Source organism: Chitinophaga barathri, assembly GCF_003807585.1.
Lineage (GTDB): Bacteria > Bacteroidota > Bacteroidia > Chitinophagales > Chitinophagaceae > Chitinophaga > Chitinophaga barathri.
The window spans coordinates 387,931-404,082 of record NZ_RMBX01000002.1; the positions used below are offsets into that span (position 1 = coordinate 387,931).

General features: G+C 52.5%; 15 protein-coding genes. 8 read left to right on the forward strand and 7 right to left on the reverse strand.

From position 1 onward, the window contains the following. Positions 1 to 18 precede the first annotated feature (18 nt). A complete protein-coding gene (locus EG028_RS04730; RefSeq protein ID WP_120515357.1) occupies positions 19 to 1,404 on the forward strand; it encodes an amidohydrolase family protein in 1,386 nt (461 codons plus the stop codon). 29 nt (positions 1,405 to 1,433) lie between these two features. Next, on the forward strand, positions 1,434 to 1,823 hold the full coding sequence (locus EG028_RS04735) for a thioesterase family protein (protein WP_120515356.1): 390 nt from the start codon (positions 1,434 to 1,436) through the stop codon (positions 1,821 to 1,823). Here the strand turns inward: EG028_RS04735 and EG028_RS04740 are convergent. The 5 genes from EG028_RS04740 to EG028_RS04760 all read right to left on the reverse strand — a co-directional run bounded on the left by EG028_RS04740 (position 1,818) and on the right by EG028_RS04760 (position 5,556). After that, positions 1,818 to 2,549 (reverse strand): LytR/AlgR family response regulator transcription factor, encoded by a 732-nt coding sequence (locus EG028_RS04740; protein WP_120515355.1) that lies wholly within the window; start codon positions 2,547 to 2,549, stop codon positions 1,818 to 1,820. The two genes, EG028_RS04735 and EG028_RS04740, sit on opposite strands and share 6 nt — an antisense overlap. Next, entirely contained in the window at positions 2,524 to 3,591 is a 1,068-nt protein-coding gene (locus EG028_RS04745) for a sensor histidine kinase (RefSeq protein WP_206614388.1), read from the reverse strand. Before EG028_RS04745 ends, EG028_RS04740 begins: the two co-directional genes overlap by 26 nt. Positions 3,592 to 3,612: 21 nt before the next feature. Continuing rightward, positions 3,613 to 3,966, reverse strand: a complete 354-nt coding sequence (locus EG028_RS04750; protein WP_120515354.1) for a DUF4288 domain-containing protein — start codon at positions 3,964 to 3,966, stop codon at positions 3,613 to 3,615. A gap of 88 nt (positions 3,967 to 4,054) precedes the next feature. Beyond that, positions 4,055 to 4,771, reverse strand: a complete 717-nt coding sequence (locus EG028_RS04755) for a LiaF transmembrane domain-containing protein (RefSeq protein WP_120515353.1) — start codon at positions 4,769 to 4,771, stop codon at positions 4,055 to 4,057. Positions 4,772 to 4,893: 122 nt separating this feature from the next. Next, positions 4,894 to 5,556 (reverse strand): ferredoxin reductase domain-containing protein, encoded by a 663-nt coding sequence (locus EG028_RS04760; protein WP_120515352.1) that lies wholly within the window; start codon positions 5,554 to 5,556, stop codon positions 4,894 to 4,896. A 127-nt stretch (positions 5,557 to 5,683) separates the two neighbouring features. On the opposite strand from EG028_RS04760, the gene icd reads away from it, so the two are divergent. The 3 genes from icd to EG028_RS04775 all read left to right on the forward strand — a co-directional run bounded on the left by icd (position 5,684) and on the right by EG028_RS04775 (position 9,624). Then, positions 5,684 to 6,949 (forward strand): NADP-dependent isocitrate dehydrogenase, encoded by a 1,266-nt coding sequence (gene icd, locus EG028_RS04765; protein ID WP_120515351.1) that lies wholly within the window; start codon positions 5,684 to 5,686, stop codon positions 6,947 to 6,949. Between the two features lie 145 nt (positions 6,950 to 7,094). After that, on the forward strand, positions 7,095 to 8,327 hold the full coding sequence (locus EG028_RS04770) for an NADP-dependent isocitrate dehydrogenase (RefSeq protein ID WP_120515350.1): 1,233 nt from the start codon (positions 7,095 to 7,097) through the stop codon (positions 8,325 to 8,327). 169 nt (positions 8,328 to 8,496) lie between these two features. Further along, complete coding sequence (locus EG028_RS04775; protein WP_120515349.1) at positions 8,497 to 9,624, forward strand: TlpA disulfide reductase family protein; 1,128 nt, start codon at positions 8,497 to 8,499, stop codon at positions 9,622 to 9,624. Positions 9,625 to 9,777: 153 nt separating this feature from the next. On the opposite strand, the gene EG028_RS04780 is transcribed toward EG028_RS04775, so the two are convergent. Continuing rightward, positions 9,778 to 11,433: a L,D-transpeptidase family protein gene (locus EG028_RS04780; protein WP_123864557.1), complete on the reverse strand. Its 1,656-nt coding sequence runs from the start codon at positions 11,431 to 11,433 to the stop codon at positions 9,778 to 9,780. A 623-nt stretch (positions 11,434 to 12,056) separates the two neighbouring features. On the opposite strand from EG028_RS04780, the gene EG028_RS04785 reads away from it, so the two are divergent. Beyond that, entirely contained in the window at positions 12,057 to 13,622 is a 1,566-nt protein-coding gene (locus EG028_RS04785) for a calcineurin-like phosphoesterase C-terminal domain-containing protein (protein WP_120515347.1), read from the forward strand. Between the two features lie 114 nt (positions 13,623 to 13,736). Here EG028_RS04785 and EG028_RS04790 read toward each other — a convergent pair whose 3' ends face one another. Then, the gene (locus tag EG028_RS04790) at positions 13,737 to 15,110 is read right to left on the reverse strand and encodes a hypothetical protein (RefSeq protein WP_120515346.1); all 1,374 of its coding nucleotides are present in this window, start codon (positions 15,108 to 15,110) and stop codon (positions 13,737 to 13,739) included. Positions 15,111 to 15,370: 260 nt separating this feature from the next. Here EG028_RS04790 and EG028_RS04795 point away from each other — a divergent pair, with 260 nt between their 5' ends. Then, positions 15,371 to 15,709, forward strand: a complete 339-nt coding sequence (locus tag EG028_RS04795; protein WP_120515345.1) for a hypothetical protein — start codon at positions 15,371 to 15,373, stop codon at positions 15,707 to 15,709. Between the two features lie 84 nt (positions 15,710 to 15,793). After that, a complete protein-coding gene (locus EG028_RS04800) occupies positions 15,794 to 16,063 on the forward strand; it encodes a c-type cytochrome (protein WP_162946301.1) in 270 nt (89 codons plus the stop codon). The last annotated feature ends 89 nt before the right edge of the window (positions 16,064 to 16,152 follow it).

The following is a 16,152-nucleotide window of genomic DNA, read 5'->3' on the forward strand; positions in this document are numbered from 1 at the left end:
TTTTCATATATTTGGTACATGAGAACCTTACTATTGCTGCTTACCCTCAGCCTCCCTAGCCTTGCCTGGTCACAAACCACTATCATCCGCGATGTGAACGTCGTAGACGTCCGCAACGGCAAAATACTCCGCAACCAGACCGTTGTGCTGAACAACAAACGGATAACCTCCATCGGCAAACGCAGCGTAAAGGCGGACAGTGCCACCGTCATTGACGGCTCCGGCAAATACCTTATCCCCGGCCTTTGGGACATGCACGTTCACAACTTCGCCCGTGAAGGCAATAACCCGCTGTTGATCGCCAATGGCATTACCGGCGTGCGCGATATGTTCGGCTCCATCACCGCACTGCGCCAATGGAACGAAGAAGCGGAGAACGGTAAATACCCCGGCCCCGTGATCCATGCCAGCGGCCCTATCGTGGACGGCCCTAAACCCGTATGGCCGGGCTCTGTAGCCGTTTCCACACCGGAGCAGGGCATCAGGGCGGTAGATTCCCTCGTTGCGCTGAAAGTGGATTTTATCAAAGTGTATTCCCTGCTGGATAAAGCCTCCTATCTCGCCATTGCCGCAGAGGCCAAAAAACAGAACATCCCCTTCGCGGGCCATGTGCCCAACCGCGTAACCGCACTGGAAGCGGCAGCCGCAGGACAGAAAAGCATGGAACACATGTATGGCATCACCGAACTGGGGCTGGACAGCCTGGATTATTACATGGCATGGCAGCAGGGCGCCGCAAAGGATACCCTGCTCAACAACCGCAACAACCGCAACGCATTCCGCAACCGCAATTTCTCCATGACCACCTTTTCTAAAAGACTGGCGGAACTCGCAAAGTATGACAGCTGGCAATGCCCCACCCTCGTGGTGAACCGCGGCATTGCGTATATGAACGACAGTACTTTCACTAAAGACCCGAGGCTGGCTTACATGCACAAAATGTTCCGCAACATGTGGGACCCGGCGAAGGACTTCCGTTTCAAAACAGCCACCCCTGAAACCTTCGCACAATACCGCCGGGATTACGAACTGAAAATGAGCCTCATAAAACCCATGCACGACGCGGGCATCCGGTTCATTGCCGGTACGGATTTCCCCAACCCTTACTGTTTCCCCGGCTTCAGCCTGCACGATGAGCTGGGCCTGTTTGTAAAAGCGGGCCTCACACCGCTACAGTCATTGCAGACCGCCACGCTCAACCCCGCCGTGTACATGGCCATTGAAAAAGACTATGGCGCCGTGGAAGCCGGCAAATACGCGGACCTGCTGCTGCTGAACGCAAACCCGCTGGCGGATATCGTCAACACTAAAGATATCTTTATGGTATTCCTGCACGGGAAAGTATATGACAAGACTGCAATAGACAACCTGCTGGCCTCCATCAGGAAGATGAACGCCAATTAGGAAAACAAAACCATTCAAGCGGAAGATGTATGCTGGATAAATTCAAACCGGGAGACACCAAAACATTCGAACGCGTAGTGACCAAAGCGGACTGCGCCATGTTCGACAGCGGGCCGGTACACCCCGTGTATGCCACTTTTGCGCTGGCCCGCGATGCCGAATGGTGTTGCAGATTGTTTGTGCTGGAAATGAAAGAGGAAGACGAAGAAGGCATCGGCACCATGATATCCGTGAACCATGTGAGCCCCGCGCCGGAAGACGTGGTAGTGCTGTTTACCGCCACGGTAAAGTCCCTCCGGGGCAATGAGATCATCTGCTCGTACGTGGCGTACTGCGGGGAGCGCCTCGTGGCTTCGGGAGAGACGGGGCAGAAGATACTGAAGAAAGAAAAGCTGGAAACCCTGTTCCGCGCTTTATAATCCCAGTATCTCCTTCAGTTTTGGGTAACCTGTTTTGCTCACCAGCACCTTGCTGCCATCGCGCAATATAGCCAGGTAGGTTTCTTTTTCGTAAGGGTCAATGCGTGTGATCTGGCTCACATTCAGGATGTAGGAGCGGTGCACACGGATGAACTGCTGGGGGTCCAGCATCTTTTCAAAAAAAGACATTGTTTTATTTTTCAGGAAGCTGCCTTCCGCGGTGATGATCTTCACATAGTCGTCCGCTGCTTCCAGGTAGTGTATATCCTGCACGGGTATGATCTTGATCTTCCCGTTGATCTTCACCACCACGCGGTTGTGCTGCATGGGCACTTCGCGGGCGGCGTTGTCCAAAAAGTCCGCCGTGATCTCCGTTTTCCGTTCCAGCATCTTTTGTAATGCCTTGTCGAAGCGGTCTTTGGAAAACGGTTTCAGGAGATAATCTATCGCATTCACTTCAAAGGCGCGGAGCGCATATTCTTCAAAAGCGGTGGTGAATATCACACAGGGTATTTTGTCCACCAGCTCCAGCATTTCAAAGCCGTTGATCTTCGGCATCTGGATATCCAGGAAGATCAGGTCCGGCTGGTGCTGCTGGATGGCCTTCAGTCCTTCAAACCCATCGTTGCACTCCGCCACTACATCTATCTGCGGGTAGGTCTGCAGGTATTCTTTTACCAGCTCGCGCGCCAGCGGTTCGTCATCTATCAGTATTGTCTTTATCATGCAATTGCGGTACTTTGATCAGGGTGGTGAATATATGCCCGTCTATATGTGTTTCCAGGAGGTCCTGCCGGGCAAAGAGCAGGTAAAGCCTCCGGCTGATGGAGCTGAGCCCGAAACCCGTTCCCTGCCAGGATTGCTGTTGCAGGGAAGGGTCGAATGGATTGGAGACGGATACCATCAGCACACCGCGCTCCTCCCAGGCTTTGATCACGATGGTGATTGCTTCCGTAGTATCGTACAGTCCGAACTTGATCGCGTTCTCCACTACGGGCTGGAGAAGCATGGGCGGTATCTGCAGCATGGCGGCTTCTTCACTTTGCGCTACTTCTGTGCTGAGCCTGTGGCGGAAGCGCACCTTTTCAATATCAAGATATAACTGGAGGTATTGTAATTCTTCTTTGAGCGGTATCCACAACTGGTCTTCTTTTTTCAGCGTGCCTCTCAGGAAGTCGCTCAGCTTTTGTATCATCTGCCGCGCTTCTTCCGGGCGGAGGGTCACCAGGGCGTTGATGGAATTAAGACTGTTGAACAGGAAATGCGGCTGCAGCTGCTGGCGGAGCTTGTACAGCTCGGCCTCTTTGGCCATCTTTTCCGCGGCTTCCTTGCGTGCCAGCGCCTGGCGGTGCTCTTCCATTTCATACAAAAAGAAGCTGATAAAACCGGTGCCGGTGATGATGAGCCAACCCAGCGCAAAACGTACCGGCAGCGTATCATTCAGCCAGAGAAAATAATCAGTAAGAGAACCGAAGATGCTGCGGAGCGACCAGTACACACCGGCCAGCCAGATCACGCTTACCGTAAAGGTGAGCAGGGCTACGAACACATACTTGCCTTTTACCGGCCTGTAATATGCCAGCATCTGCGCGATGCAGGCGGCCGCCACTGCCAGCAGGCTGTTGTGAAACCCGCTATCCGCCCAGGCGAGGGACATCGGTAGTTTCAGCCACAGGTGCAGGATGATGGCATGCATTTGGACAAATACGCATACCCCGGTGATGAACGTCCAGCGGAATTGTGTTTCTTTCAGCAGATGTGTAGCCAAAACAGGTCGTTTTTTTACAGGTTATACATTCAGCTCAAAGTACTTCTGGGACTGCAGCTGCGCTGCTTTCATCTGGAGAAGGGCCACATAGCTGCTGGCATTTTCGGGCTCCTCCACGCGGGAGTAAAGCTCCATGCCGTCTTTCAGCTCGTCCAGCGCGCTCAGCTCCGGTACGTTGATAAAACGCCATTCCACCAACTCCTGTTTCTGGTTGCGGAAAGCATACTGCTCCTGTTCGCCTATTTCGACGGCCTTTTTCCAGGCTTCTTTTTTGTTCACCGCACTGATGAGGCGCAGCTGCTCGTCGAACTGCGGGAGGTGCTCCCCTTTACCGCAGATAATCTGGTACACGATCTTTGCTACAAACCAATACATGTTTTAACGGTTTACTGGTAATAATAAGGATGGATGATGGATGGAGGATAACAATTAACAATGGACAAAAGAATGGCGGAAAGAGAGATTAATAACTTTTCAGGTCTACCCCTCCGAAAGTACAGGAGCCTTTCAGCACGAGCACTTTATTGGAGGGCATGGAAGGCGGCATGGAACGTTTGTCTTCAATCCCGCCGAATATCGTATTTACGTCCAGTTTCACATCCCAGTGGCTGGGCACAATGATCTCCACTCCGCCGAACATGGTCGTGATATCGAGTACCACCTCACCATTGATATCGGCCTGCATGAAGTTCAGCTCCGTGCCGCCGAATATGGTGGTGATGCTGCCTCCCTGGAAGTTCTTGGAAAGGATCATCTTATTCGTGCCGCTGAAGATGGTGGTGCTTTCGATATAATCATCGCTGTTGCGCACCGTGCCTCCCGCCATCACTTCGTCATACCGCTGCTTTTTACTGGTGGCCCGCCCGATTATATACACACCCATTACCATAAGTATGCCCGGGAACAGGAAGCGCCCGATATTCCAGTCCATCGGAACAATCTCTCCCACTAAAAAAACACAGCCCACAAAAGTGACAATGAACCATGCAATGCCCTGGAACTTGCTTTTGGCACCCATCACAAATCCTACGAGGATCAGGATCATGGGCCAGGAAAATATCCAGTCAGGCAACTCCAGCCCCATCCTTCTCAGGAAAATAAAAAGGCCTACACAGAGAACGATCACGCCGGCCCAGAGACCGCTGCCGTTATTATTTAGTTGACGATTAGCCCTGCTCATAAATTGTACTGTTTTAAAAATTTATGATACAAATCTACTCCAGGGCAGTGTGCATCACAATACCGCTTAGGCAGGGAGGGGTCAATTGCCGGTGAAAAGGGGGAAAATGCCGGTGAAAATGTTCAAAGCTCGACGATGACGGATTCACCGCCCAATTTGCGGATAATGGGCTGAAGGCCGGCCACCATCGCATCGGGGCCGCAGATATAGAAGTGCTGGCGGTAATTCTTCACTTTGTCGCGGAGATATACCTCGTCCACATAATGATGGTCGTAGCCCGGAAACGCTTCGTCCGTGAGGGTATTGATGAAGTTTTTACCGAGCATGGCCCTGAATTCGGTTTCCAGGATAATGTCCGCCCGGGTCTTGTTGGAAAAGATCAGCTTGTTGTTCCCCACTTTGCCTTCTTTGTGCAGCTGGCGGAAAATGGCGATAAAAGGGGTGATCCCGGCGCCCCCGGCGATAAATACGCCTTCGCCCTGGTATTGTATGGCGCCCCAGACGTCGTGCAGGATGAGGCTGTCCCCGGGCTTCAGCAGGCCCAGCTGGTGGGTCACCCCGGGATGGTCGTCGTATATCTTGATGGTGAATTCCAGGGTATCCCATTCATTGAGGGCGGTAAAGGTAAAGGGCCGCAGCTGGTCCTTCCAGTCGGGCAGATTGATCGCCACGTCGGTAGCCTGGCCGGGCGCAAATGCGTAGCCGGCGGGCTTTTGAAGGGTAAATCGCTTTACGTTGTGTGTAACCGGGGTTATATCTAATATTGAAACAATATGTTCAGCCATAGCTCCTTGATTTTCGGGTGCAACAATTCTGTCCGAATTTAAGTTAATTCTCACAATTCCGGGGTACAGGCCAAGTCCAAATGTCATACCTTTGCGAAGCATTAATGAAACAATAACACAGCAATATATGCCGGCAGAAAAAATTCAGATGATCAACGGGCAGATTAAGGTCCCTGCCCATCCTATTATTCCGTTCATTATCGGGGACGGCATTGGCCCGGATATCTGGCGCGCCAGTGTGAGAGTGTTTGACGCAGCTATCGAAAAAGCATACGGCGGCGAACGGAAAATTGAGTGGAAAGAAGTACTGGCTGGCGAAAAGGCTTACCAGGAAACGGGAGAATGGCTTCCCAAGTCCACCCTGGACTCCCTGAAGGAGTACCTCGTATCTATCAAAGGCCCCCTGACCACCCCCGTAGGCGGCGGCATCCGCTCGCTGAACGTGGCCATGCGCCAGGAACTCGACCTTTACGCCTGCGTGCGCCCCGTACGCTGGTTCAACAAGGTGCCCTCTCCCGTAAAACACCCCGAAAAAGTGGATATGGTGATCTTCCGTGAGAATACGGAGGATATCTACGCCGGTATTGAATACATGTATGGCACGGAAGGCGCGGACAAACTGCTCAAATTCCTCACCGAAGAGCTGGGCGTGAAACAGATCCGTTTCCCCGAAACCTCTTCCTTCGGCATCAAACCCGTATCCAAAGAAGGTACCGAAAGGCTCGTGCGCGCGGCCATCCGCTACGCCATCGAGCACAAAAAGCCCACCGTGTCCATCGTACACAAGGGCAATATCATGAAGTTCACCGAAGGCGGCTTCAAAAACTGGGGTTATGAGCTGGCTGTACGCGAATTCGGCGAATACGTATACACCTGGGAACAGTGGGAGCAGACCAAAAAAGAAAAAGGTGAAGACGAAGCCAACCGCGAGCTGAAAGTAGCGATGGCCCACAACAAGATCATCATCAATGACGTGATAGCGGACAACTTCCTGCAGCAGATCCTCCTCGCCCCGCAGGAATACTCCGTGATAGCCACCCTGAACCTGAACGGCGATTACATTTCCGACGCGCTGGCGGCGGCTGTAGGCGGCATCGGCATCGCTCCGGGCGGGAATATCAACTATACCACCGGCCATGCCGTATTTGAAGCCACACACGGCACCGCGCCCCGCTTCGCCAATACAGACACTATGAACCCCTCTTCCGTGATCCTTTCCGGCGTCATGATGCTGGAATATATGGGCTGGAAAGAAGCGGCGGAAATCATCGTACACGGCCTCAGCACGGCCATCATGCGCAAACGCGTGACCATCGACTTCTACAAGCTGATGGACGATGCCACCCTGGTAAAATGCAGCGAATTTGCGGACGAGATCATCAAGCAGCTCTAGGCAAAATGAATTTAATGCAACGGATTGCAAAATTCGGCCGGTAAATATTATCTTTCGAAATTGTAATCAAATCATTTGATAAAAAAACGTAATCAATCAACCGGTTGCGTTATTCGAAATTGGCTGTAATAAAAATTAAAAACTGATGTCACAAAAAATCAAAGTTGCAAACCCTGTGGTTGAACTGGATGGCGACGAAATGACGCGGATCATCTGGAAGTTCATTAAAGACAAACTGATCACTCCTTACCTGGACCTGGATATTAAATATTTTGACCTCGGAATGGAGCACCGCGATGCCACCAACGACCAGGTGACTGTAGACGCTGCCAATGCGATCAAACAGTACAGCGTGGGTATCAAATGCGCTACCATCACCCCTGACGAAGAGCGTGTAAAAGAGTTCAAGCTGAAACAAATGTGGAAATCACCGAACGGCACCATCCGCAACATCCTGGACGGCACCGTATTCCGTGAGCCCATCGTTACCAAAAACGTTCCCCGCCTGGTTCCCAACTGGACCGCGCCCATCTGCATCGGCCGTCATGCTTTCGGCGACCAGTACCGTGCTACGGACTTCGTGACCAAAGGCAAAGGCAAACTCACCATCAAATTTGAAGGCGAGAACGGTGAAGTGATCGAACATGAAGTATACAACTTCAAAGGCGACGGCGTTGCGCTGGCGATGTACAATACAGACGAATCTATCCGCGGCTTCGCACGCTCCTGCTTCAACCAGGCGCTGATGAAAAAGTGGCCGCTGTACCTCAGCACCAAAAACACCATCCTGAAAAAGTACGATGGCCGTTTCAAAGATATCTTCGAAGAGATCTACCAGCAGGAGTTCAAAGCCGAATTCGACAAAGCGGGCCTCACTTATGAGCACCGCCTCATAGACGATATGGTGGCTTCCGCCCTGAAATGGAACGGTAACTTCGTGTGGGCCTGTAAGAACTATGACGGAGACGTACAGTCCGATACCGTGGCCCAGGGCTTCGGTTCTCTCGGCCTCATGACCTCCACCCTGGTTACACCCGATGGTAAGACCATGGAAGCGGAAGCCGCGCACGGCACCGTTACCCGTCACTACCGCGACCACCAGGCCGGCAAACCCACTTCCACCAACCCCATCGCCTCCATCTTCGCATGGACGCGCGGCCTGGAGTTCCGTGGCAAGCTGGACGGCAACCAGGAGCTGGTAAACTTCTGCCATGCACTGGAACAGGTATGCGTTGAAACCGTGGAAAGCGGTAAAATGACCAAAGACCTGGCCGTTTGTATCCATGGCAACAAAGTAGAGCATGGCAAACATTACCTCTACACCGAAGAGTTCCTCGCAGAGCTGGACACAGCCCTGAAAGCCAAACTCGCAAAATAAACATCACGCAAGTGTATATACGGGCGGCCTCCACAAGGGGCCGCCTTTTGTTTTCTCCTGAAAATCAGCGGAAACTGCTGTAACACATCAGTGATAACCGCCGCTCATGCAGGTTTTTGCGGTCAATAATGTTTGTTTTTATTACATTTATCCTCAAACCCAACCAATCATGAGAAATAAATTATTATTATCAGCGCTGCTCCTGCCGGCGCTTGTACACGCACAAGACACGTACACCATTAAAGGCAAAGTGGGCACGCACAACGAACCTGTCAAAGCATACCTGATCTATGCGGCGGACGGTAAAAGAGTGATAGACTCCGCCACGCTCACCAACGGCGCATTTACCTTTTCCGGTACTGTAAAAAGCCCCACCAGCGCTACCGTAGCATTGAATTACGGGCCCGCCACTCCCCGCAGCGTGGCACAGGCTGAAAACGTAAAGATCTACCTTGAAAAAGGCGACATCCTCATCCAGGGCAAAGACAGCATGCGCAATGCTACCGTAAAAGGCGGCGCGAACAATGCGGACAACGCAGAGCTCAATACCCTGCTGAAATCCGTGAACGAACGCAACGGCGCGCTGATGGCTAAGTATTACGCGGCTACTCCCGAAATGCAGAAAGACTCTGTATTTATGTCGGGCATCATGGCGGAATCCAAAGCTATCGAAGGTGACCGCAAAGTGCTGCAGAAACAGTTCATCGACAAACACACCAAAACAGTGGTTGCACTGGATGCAGTGAAACAGTACGCAGGCTCCGTACCGGATTATGCAGAGGTATATCCCCTGTTTACCAAACTGAGCCCTGAAGTGCAGAACAGCGAAGCGGGCAAAACATACGCCACTTACCTGAACAACATCAAGGCGGTAGCCATAGGCGCGGTTGCGCCTGAGTTCGTACAGAATGACCCTGAAGGCAAACCCGTGTCCCTCACGTCTTTCCGCGGCAAATATGTGCTGATCGACTTCTGGGCAAGCTGGTGCGGCCCCTGCCGCGCTGAAAACCCGAATGTGGTAAAAGCCTACAACAGCTACAAAGACAAAAACTTCACCATCCTGGGCGTGTCCCTGGACCAGCCGAATGCCAAAGACAAATGGCTGAAAGCGATCTCCGACGACAACCTCACCTGGACGCAGGTATCAGACCTCGCGTTCTGGGACAATGCAGTGGCTAAACAATATGCAGTGCGCTCCATCCCGCAGAACTTCCTGCTGGACCCGCAAGGCAAGATCATCGCGAAAAACCTGCGCGGTGAAGAGCTGGACAAAAAACTGTCCGAGCTGATCCACTAAGAATATATTTTTATGAATAACGGGGCCGGCCAGGTAATGGCCGGTCTTTTTTATGCCGGTAATACCACAACACTGCCCGGGCAATGCCCGCCAGGGAGCGGCGGATAAAGTTGTTCACAGGTTCCGGTTATGCAGGGATAATCGTGTTTCTTCTTATCTGAAATATTTTTCCAGCGTCTTGTCCTCACCATACACGTCTTCATAAAACTGCAAACGGCCTTCCCGCATTTCCGCCGTGAAATAACGGATATAGATGGGCAGGCGGTTCGTCATGGAATAGACGCGCTGCTCTTCGTTGTGCAGCCAGGTACGCACGCTGTCCCGCATTTCGGGGCGGGGATCGTTCCGGATCATGTACATGGCCAGGCTGTCCCACTGCTGCACGCGCACACAGCCGTGGCTCAGTGCCCGGTTGCTGTTGCTGAAAAGACTGCGGTTGTTTGTATCATGCAGGTATACGCTGAACTTGTTGGAGAAATTAAATTTGAGGATACCCAGGGAATTGTCCAGCCCGTCCATCTGGCGCAGCACGTAGGGGAAATGATTACGCCCCAGCTTGCCCCATTCGATGGAATCGGGGCTTACCACGTTGCCGTGATGATCCACCACTTCCAGGTTTTTTTCGTAGAGATAGTTCACATCCTTTTTGATCTGCGGCAGCATTTCCTTGAACACGATGCTGTAAGGCACGCGCCAGTAAGGGTACAGCACAAAGTTCGTCATCACGGAATTGAGGATGGGTGTGCGCGTACGCGGGGTGCCCACTATCACGCGGCTTTCCACTACGTTGGCGGTGTCTTCCATCACGTTCAGCCGGAAAGCGGGGATATTCACCAGCAGGTAACGGCCGGGCAGGGTATCCGGCAGTTTGCGCCAGCGGTCCAGGTTGAGCGCCGCCTGCAGCAGCCAGTCCTGCGGCTGTTTGTTGAGCGTCTGTATCGTGCGTTTGCCGGCTACGCCGTCCGGGTAGATGTTAAATTCTTTCTGGAATTTCTTCACCGCGTTTTTCAGTTTTACCGAATCCGTCACTATAAAACCGGCGGAGTCCAGCTGGCCTGTTTTGATCAGGCGGGCGGCCAGCTGCTGCTTAAATTGCAGGGTATCGTAATACTGCTGTGGCAGGGTGTCCCAATGTATGCCGCCATATTGCTGCTGATACTGATGAACGCCTTCTTTGAGGGCGAGATAACCCGGGTGGAATGGCTCCTGCTGCTGCAGGGCCGCGGAAATGCCACCGTTCTGCAGGGCAGTTTGCAGGAGGCCGGAAAGCGCGGTATCGGAAAGCAGGGAGTCTTTACGGAGGGTCACGCTGTCGCGGGGGGCTACACCATAGTGGAGGTGATGGGCCATTTTAAAAAAGGCGTCGGTGAGCAATACGTCCATTTTAGCCCAGAGGGCTGCGTCCTTTTGCGCCTCTTTTCCGGCCTTAAACCGTTCCCGCGCATCATTGAGCGCCCCGGCGTGATAATGCGCCGGATTCAGCCCGTAATTGCCCGCTGCGTTGATCCATTGCATCATGCTGTCCACCCCGGAACCGGCCCGCCCGTTCTTTGACCACAGGGCGGCGCCCTGGTGCCGGCCATAGGCGAATTGCAAAGCGGTCAGGCGTAAAGCAGGCACGCTGTCCTCCATCATACCCTCATTTCCCGCGATGTATTCCAGCCGCTCGCTGATCTGCGCCGGCACCACCTCGTCCAGCTGGCGGATGTTCTTCACAATCTCCTGTTGCCTCGGCTTCCCTTTTTTCCTGCCGCAGGCCGCCACAGCCATGATTAACAATAATACCCAGCCGATCTTAAAATACTTCATCCCTGTTTCCACTGTTTTTTACGTGAGCTAATGTAGAATAAAAAGCAAACTCCGTGCTGCAATTAACGTGTTATTCACAAAAATCTCCATGTGTATGCGGGGTATACATATTGGAAGTAATTACAATACTACATAAGGCATCCCCTGATGTAGTGATCTTACTACAGTTGAAACTGAATTGCAGCCGGAATGGGTCAGCGTTTTAAATCAAGTAGCTGAAACCAGGCTTACCAGACATATCAGCATTAATAATATTTCTTGTTCCATTTATATATCTAAATAAACCCGGCTTTTTCCCTCTTTCCTTCGGTCATCCTTCGGTGATCCTTCGGTCATCCTTCGGTGAAACACCCTCAAACCCGTACCACGACCGAACGCAACCGAAGGATCACCGAAGGATGGCAGGAGGATGTCAGTAGGACGACTAGTCAAATGCAGCACCATGGCGGATTTAGCTCAGGTTAATAGTACACCGGATCAGTAGGGAATGTCAGCAGGATGTCAGTACCCCGGCCGGATAAACCGGCAGGTGGTTAAAATTCCTTAACAATCTCATAAAACCATCTTCTAAACCCTTTCATATTTTTTTAAAACATTTGCGCCTTCCAAATACAAGAAACAATATGAAACTACCTATTCTTACCCTGGCTGCCGCCTTATTCGCAACCGGCAGCTGCCTCGCACAAGTGAAAGGCTATGTTTATCTCGATGCCAACAGCAACGGAAAGAAGGATAAAAAGGAAACCGGCGTGGCCGGCGTTTGCGTCAGCAACGGGCTGGAAGTGGTACAGACCGACGCCAAAGGTTTTTATACACTGCCCGAGCGGCAGGACCAGGTGATCTTCGCCATCAAACCTTCCGGATACCAGTTCCTGCTGGATTCGAACAACATGACGAAAAGTTACCACATCCTCAAACCGCTGGGCGCTCCGCAGGATTTTAAATACAAAGGCGCAGCCCCTACCGGCGCCACTCCCGCCCAGGTGAACTTTGCGCTCCGTCAGCAGGCCGAAGGCAACGACTTCCGCGTACTCGTATTCGGCGACCCGCAGCCGTACACCCTGGAAGAGATCGAACATTTCAGGAAAGGCGTGGTAGCTGAAGTGGAAGGCATCCAAAACATTGCGTTCGGACTCAGCCTCGGCGACCTCGTGGGAGACAACCTCAGCCTGCACCAGCCATACATCCAGGCGGTGAAAAAAGTAGGCCTGCCCTGGTACAACGTGATGGGCAACCACGATATGAACTATGACGCCAAAACAGACAGCCTCAGCGACGAAACCTTCGAAGCGAACTTCGGCCCGGTGAACTATTCCTTTAATGTGGGCAATGCCCACTTCATTGTACTGGACGATATCCTGTACCCGGACCCGCGTGATGGCAAAGGTTACTGGGGCGGTTTCCGCGAAGACCAGCTGCAATTCATCGAAAACGACCTGAAATTTGTGGGTAAGGATAAACTTGTCGTATTATCTTTTCACATCCCCCTGCTGAATGAAAACGGCCAGGCATTCCGCACCACGGACCGCGACCGCCTGTTCAGCATCCTGAAAGACTATCCGAATACATTGTCCCTCTCCGCTCACACCCACCTGCAACGCCAGAATTTTTACGGTAAAGAAGAAGGCTGGCTCCAGGAAAAACCGCACCACGAATACAATGCGGGCACCACTTCCGGCGACTGGTATTCCGGCGCGCTGAACGCCCAGGGTATCCCCGCCTCCACCATGCGCGACGGCACACCTAAAGGCTACGCTTTCCTGAACATCTCCGGCAATCAATACACCATCGATTATAAAGTGGCCGGCCAGCCGGACAATTACCAGATGGCCCTCTTTGCCCCTAAAGTGATCAAAAAGGACCAGAACAGTTCTTCCGCTATCTATGCGAACTTCTTTATGGGCGCCAAAGGCGATAAAGTGGAATACTCCGTGGACGGCGGCGCTTTCAAAGCCATGGATTACCTGGAAGATTATGATCCCAATTACCTGGACATCCTCCACCTCTTTGACCATACGGAAAAAGTGCTGCCCGGCAAACGCCCTTCCAACGCACAGCCTTCCACCCACCTCTGGACGGTGAAAGCGCCTTTCAGGCTCAATACCGGCAAACACACCGTGACTGTAAAAGCCACGGACCGTTACGGCAAAACGTATACGCAGTCCATCGATTATATGATCGCTGAATAATATTGCAACGTTTCTATAACAAACAGGCCGCCCGGTATAAAACGGGCGGCCTGTTTGTTATAGAAAATGATCAGCAGTGAAGAGGATCAGTTATGTTTTGGGGAAATAAAATGCCTAACGGTGAAGGGCCGGGCTTATGCGGAGATATACCTGCGCGCTGAGCGGATTCTTTCCATAAATACCATACAACGCTTTATCCTCCACATTGATGGTGCCCTGCGCGCCTATTGCCAGGTTCGTTTTCCAGACGGTGGCCAGTGTGCGTGCATATCCCAAAGTAAAGGCATGTACGCTGAATTTGGCTTCGCCCAGTTCGTCTTCCAGCTGTAGCTCATGCGTGCTTTTCTCTACAAACTCATACCGGCCGTAGATAGCGTTTTTCTGTAACTGCAGGTTGCTTTCCGCCAGGAAGGAATGCTCCTTATGCCCGTCGCTTTTATTGTTGAGCCCCCACACGGCGCTGGAGGCCACAAAGCTGCCTGGCTTGCGGAACAGCGCGGTGTGGATGGCGGAAGCGGTGGTGCGTGTCACGTTCTCTTCGGGCTCCAGTGCTTCAGGGCTGTGTACGAAGGCCTGGGAAAATTGCAATGCCCATTGTCTGGAAGGATTGTAACTGAGGCGGTATGCGTAGCTGTCGAACAGCGGTTTGTCAAAGTCGTAGCGGTTCTCATCCGGTTCGCGGCCGGTGAAGCTGGAAAATTCAGCCTTTACCTGTTTGTACCGGAAGCCGAGCGTACCCACCCCAAAGGTGATATGCGTGGCATCCTGCCAGTGGTGGCCCAGCGGCGCATCGGGATTGTTCATGGCGGATACGCGGTGCATAAACGCGGGTGCGCTGATGGTGGGCTCCCCGGGGTAACCGAGGTAAGCGTATACATCCATGTCTTTATTGATGGCGTGCGTATAACCCACGCTCACCGCGGCAAAAAGATCGTGCGGGTGCTGACGGTCCACCAGGGCTTTGCCCTTCCATGTTTCTCCGCTCTGGAACAGCAGCGGGTAACCTTCGCCGCCCATGACGGGCTTGTCGAAACTCAGCATCACAGTGGCGTTTAATAATCCTTTTTTACCTACGCGGTGGTTCATCATTCCCATGAACCAGTTGGGCGCGTCCAGTTTGGCGGCGCCGCGGGAGCCTTTGGCCGTGAAGTCCGTGGAGGTGTAGCGCAGGAATACGTTGCCGTGAAACATAAAAGAGGTTTTTCCTTTCTGTGCCATATACATGTACATGGGACTGTTGTCCGGCAGCCAGCTGGTGCCGGAGCCGTTCCGGTTCATGGGAAGGTTCAGGGAATAGGCGCTGCTCATATTGCTCATATCGTGCCCTTTGTGCTGATCGTGTCCTTCCTGCATATCGTGCCCCGCATGGGCTGATGTATCCTTTACAACAGGAACGGTGTCCTTTTTGGCGGGCATATGATGATCGTGTTGCGCCTGCGCCCCGAGGGCCGTTCCAAGCAGCAGTAATAGTCCTGTTAAATGTCGCATGTGTACTGGTTTATTTACAGCAGTTCTTCTTTACAAATAATGACCGGGCGAACCGGAGTATGCTTTTGATGATCTTAACCATGGTACCGGGTGTTAATCTGTTACAAAGGTAAGACCGCGTTACCCGTTGATTGTTACACAATTCTGGCGAATCGTTATATGATTCAGGACACGGGCTGATCAAAGTCAGGCGCGCGGCTGAGGCCGCTCATAACCGTTTTACAGGTAGTAAAGTAGATTCAGGAAACAATTCCCGCACCATGAATACCAACGAATTCCTCGAGCTTTCCCACCCCGTGGCTATGCTGTTGCTGGGCATCGCCATCGGCCTTCTGATCGTCATCATCATGCTGGCTTACACCATCTACAGCGCTTCGGACATTTACCGCGAGCGGTACATGAAAAACATGCTGCTGGCGGCTCCTTTAGTCCCAGGTATGCCGGATTATGCATTGTATACCATGATGTCCGTGATCGTCACGGAGATCGTCGTGATACTGGTACTGCTGCACGTTCTGCGCACGCTCACCGGGCTGCGCGTGAGCAGCAAAGCCTGGGCCATGTCTTTTATCGTACTGGGCCTCGCCGGTTATCTCTGAACGTTCCAGTTCTCACACGCCAAACCCGCGCAGGCAGCCACTGAAACTGCCGCCGCCGCTGAAGAACAGATCGATGAAAACAATGTGCCGGAACTGAATGATGAAACATCCGTAAAGGCCGGCAGGCTCATTTTTGTGAACAAATGCGCCGTATGCCACGGCGGGCAGGGCAAAGGCCAGGTAGGCCCCGACCTTACGGACAACACCTGGCTACATGGCAGCAGCACAAAAGATATCTTCCACACCATCTGGAACGGAGTGCCGGAAAAAGGGATGAGAGCATGGAAAGGTGCGCTGTCGGGGAAACAGGTGGCGGAAGTGATCGCATATATCCATTCCATACAGGGAAGCTGAGGGAGATATACGGCTGGACCAGTCTGGGAGAATTGTACGAGTTTAAAATGAACTGTAATAAAAAGGCCGTCCCCCATAATGGAGACGGC

Coding starts and splice junctions, on each gene's coding strand:
- EG028_RS04730 (WP_120515357.1), top strand. CDS start 19: ATGAGAACCTTACTATTGCTGCTTACCCTCAGCCTCCCTAGCCTTGCC.
- EG028_RS04735 (WP_120515356.1), top strand. CDS start 1,434: ATGCTGGATAAATTCAAACCGGGAGACACCAAAACATTCGAACGCGTA.
- EG028_RS04740 (WP_120515355.1), bottom strand. CDS start 2,549: ATGATAAAGACAATACTGATAGATGACGAACCGCTGGCGCGCGAGCTG.
- EG028_RS04750 (WP_120515354.1), bottom strand. CDS start 3,966: ATGTATTGGTTTGTAGCAAAGATCGTGTACCAGATTATCTGCGGTAAA.
- EG028_RS04755 (WP_120515353.1), bottom strand. CDS start 4,771: ATGAGCAGGGCTAATCGTCAACTAAATAATAACGGCAGCGGTCTCTGG.
- EG028_RS04760 (WP_120515352.1), bottom strand. CDS start 5,556: ATGGCTGAACATATTGTTTCAATATTAGATATAACCCCGGTTACACAC.
- icd (WP_120515351.1), top strand. CDS start 5,684: ATGCCGGCAGAAAAAATTCAGATGATCAACGGGCAGATTAAGGTCCCT.
- EG028_RS04770 (WP_120515350.1), top strand. CDS start 7,095: ATGTCACAAAAAATCAAAGTTGCAAACCCTGTGGTTGAACTGGATGGC.
- EG028_RS04775 (WP_120515349.1), top strand. CDS start 8,497: ATGAGAAATAAATTATTATTATCAGCGCTGCTCCTGCCGGCGCTTGTA.
- EG028_RS04780 (WP_123864557.1), bottom strand. CDS start 11,433: ATGAAGTATTTTAAGATCGGCTGGGTATTATTGTTAATCATGGCTGTG.
- EG028_RS04785 (WP_120515347.1), top strand. CDS start 12,057: ATGAAACTACCTATTCTTACCCTGGCTGCCGCCTTATTCGCAACCGGC.
- EG028_RS04790 (WP_120515346.1), bottom strand. CDS start 15,110: ATGCGACATTTAACAGGACTATTACTGCTGCTTGGAACGGCCCTCGGG.
- EG028_RS04795 (WP_120515345.1), top strand. CDS start 15,371: ATGAATACCAACGAATTCCTCGAGCTTTCCCACCCCGTGGCTATGCTG.